The sequence below is a fragment of the Streptomyces niveiscabiei genome (assembly GCF_001419795.1).
Taxonomy (GTDB): domain Bacteria; phylum Actinomycetota; class Actinomycetes; order Streptomycetales; family Streptomycetaceae; genus Streptomyces; species Streptomyces niveiscabiei.
The window spans coordinates 1-2977 of record NZ_LIRL01000375.1 but is presented as its reverse complement, the minus strand read 5'-3'; the positions used below and the strand labels follow the sequence as shown (position 1 = coordinate 2977).

General features: G+C 70.1%; 1 protein-coding gene. It reads left to right on the top strand.

The window, feature by feature from the left end; translation table 11 throughout:
• On the top strand, positions 1 to 2977 hold a 2977-nt coding region (locus tag AOK24_RS18815), incomplete at both ends, for a condensation domain-containing protein (RefSeq protein WP_159051922.1).

The following is a 2977-nucleotide window of genomic DNA, read 5'->3' as shown; positions in this document are numbered from 1 at the left end:
GCGCACCTCGGCCGGCGCCCTCCACACCTTCGACGTTCCGGAACAGCTCGTACGGGACCTGGGCGAGGTGGGCCGCTCCAGCGGGGCCACCTTGTCGATGACCCTGACCGCCGTGACCCAGGCGCTGCTGGCCGTCTACACCGGCCGCCCCGACGTCGCGGTCGGCACCGCTGTCTCCGGCCGTGAGCGGGCCGAACTGGAAGGGCTGGTCGGGTTCTTCGTCAACACCCTCGTCCTGCGCGCGCAGGTGCACGGCGCGATGACGTTCGGGGAGCTTCTGGCCGCCGTGCGGGAGACCGCGTTGGAGGCGTTCGCGCATCAGAGTGTGCCGTTCAGCCGGCTGGTCGAGGCGCTTGTGCCGGAGCGGGATCCGAGCAGGACGCCGCTCGTGCAGGTGGCGGTGACGCTGCAGAACGCCCCGGGCGGGGCTCTCGCCCTGCCCGGGGTGCACGCGGTGGAGCTGCTTCCGCCCGTCAGGTCCGCGCAGTTCGACCTGAACATCGAGTTCGAGCCGTGTGCCGACGGCGGGCTGCGGGCCGTGGTGTCCTACAGCACCGACCTCTTCGATGCCGCCACGGTCGCCCGGTTCGGGCAGCGCTGGCTGGTCCTCGCGCGCTCCCTCGCGGACGCCCCCGAACAGCCTTTGCGCGAGGGCTCGTTGCTCACCGACGGGGAAGTCGCGGACCTCCTCGCCCAAGGGGTGGAGGACGAGGGCGGCCGGTCGGTGGTGGAGGTCTTCGAGGAGTGGGTGGCGCGGACGCCGGACTCGGTGGCCCTGGTGTGCGGGGGCGTGTCCCTCACCTATGCCGAACTGTCCGCCAGAGCCGACGAGTTGGCCCGGACGCTGGCGGGGCGCGGGGTGGGCGTGGAGTCGAGGGTGGCTCTCTCGATGCGGCGGTCGTCCGATGTCGTGGTGGCGATGCTGGCCGTCCTCAAGGCCGGGGCCGCGTACGTGCCCCTCAACGCCGCGTTCCCCGAGGAGCGGGTGCGTCAGGTGCTGGCGGACAGCGGGGTCGAACTGGTCCTCACCGGCGCCGAGTTGGCGGGGGCGCGGGGCGAACTTCCGGTGCCGTCGGCCGACTCCTTGGCGTACGTGATGTTCACGTCCGGGTCGACGGGCCGTCCGAAGGGGGTCGCCGTCACGCAGGGCGCCATCGTCGCGCTCGCGCGGGACGGGAGGTTCGGTCCCGCCGCGCACGAGCGGGTGTTGTTCCATTCGCCGCACTCCTTCGATGCCGCGACGTACGAGATCTGGGTGCCGTTGCTGAACGGTGGCTGTGTGGTGGTCGCTGGTCAGGAACTGAGTGCGCCTGTCGTCCGTGAGGCCGTCCAACTGCACGGTGTCACCGGGATGTTCATGACCACGGCGTTGTTCGGGGTGTTGGTCGAGGAGGACCCGGAGTGTTTCCGGGGGCTCAGCGAGGTGTGGACCGGCGGTGAGGCCGCGTCCGCCGTCGCGATGGCCGGGATGCTGGAGCGGTGTCCTGGTACGGAGTTGGTGCATGTCTATGGGCCGACTGAGACGACGACCTTCGCGGTGTGTGGCTCCCTGTCCGCCGAGGAAGCCGGCAGAGGCGTTGTTCCTCTTGGGGTTCCCATGGACGACACTCGGGCTTACGTCCTTGACGCCGGGTTGCGGCCGGTGGGTGCTGGTGTGCCGGGGGAGTTGTATCTCGGTGGGCAGGGGTTGGCTCGTGGGTATTTCGGGCGGGCCGGGCTGACCGCTGAGCGGTTCGTGGCCGATCCGTTCGTGCCGGGGCAGCGCCTGTACCGCTCGGGTGATGTGGTGCGGTGGCGTTCTGATGGTCGGCTGGAGTTCCTGGGCCGTGGTGACGACCAGGTCAAGATCCGGGGTTTCCGGATCGAACTCGCCGAGATCGAGGCCGTGTTGGCCCGCTGCGAGGGCATCGCTCAGGTCATCGTCGTGGCCCGCGAGGACCAGGGCGTCAAGCGTCTGGTGGCGTACGTCGTCGGTGAGCCGGATGTTGAGGGCTGGCGTGCCCAACTCGCCGCCGTCCTCCCGGACTACATGATCCCGTCCGCCTTCGTCCCCCTGGACGCGCTGCCGTTGACCCCGAACGGCAAGGTCGACCGCCGCGCCCTGCCCGCCCCCGTCTTCGAGGCGGCGCACCAGTACGTAGCTCCCCGCACCCCCACCGAAGAAGCCGTCGCCGCCGTCTGGACGGACGTCCTGGGGGCCGAGCGCATCGGCGTCCACGACAACTTCTTCGACCTCGGCGGCGACTCCATCACCAGCCTCAAGATCGCCTCCCGTATCCGCACCGCCCTCGGCGCCGACCTCTCCCCCCGGGCCCTCTTCGACCACCCGACCGTCGCCACCCTGGCCACCGCCCTCCCGGACGGCGGCCACCCCGACGTCATCACCCGCCAAGTCGCCGCTGAACTCCCGCTGTCCTTCGCGCAGGAACGCCTCTGGTTCCTCGACGACTTCGCTCCCGGCGGCACCGAGTACAACGTGATCACCGCCTACCACCTGACCGGTGACCTGGACGTACCGGTCCTCCAGAACGCGATGGACGCCCTGGTCGCCCGGCACGAAGTGTTGCGCACCACCTTCGACTCGGTCGACGGGCGAGGCGTCCAGATCGTGCACCCCACAGGGCACGTCCCCGTCCGTCTCGTCGAAGGCGTCTCCCCGCAGGCCGCACTGGAACGGGAAGTGGCCGTTCCCTTCTGCCTGCGCACCGGTCCCCTCGTCAGGCTTCTGCTGATCCGCACCACCCCCGCCGAACACACCCTCGTCCTGTCGATGCACCACATCGTCACCGACGGCTGGTCGATGGGCGTGCTCCTGCGTGAACTGACCGAGCTGTACCAGGCCCGCGCGCTCCCGGAACTCCCGCTCCGCTACACGGACTACGCGCTGTGGCAGCGGGACAACCCCCCGTCGGAAGAGCAACTCGCCTACTGGCAAGCCAAGTTGGCCGACCTTGCCCCCCTGGAACTCCCCACCGAC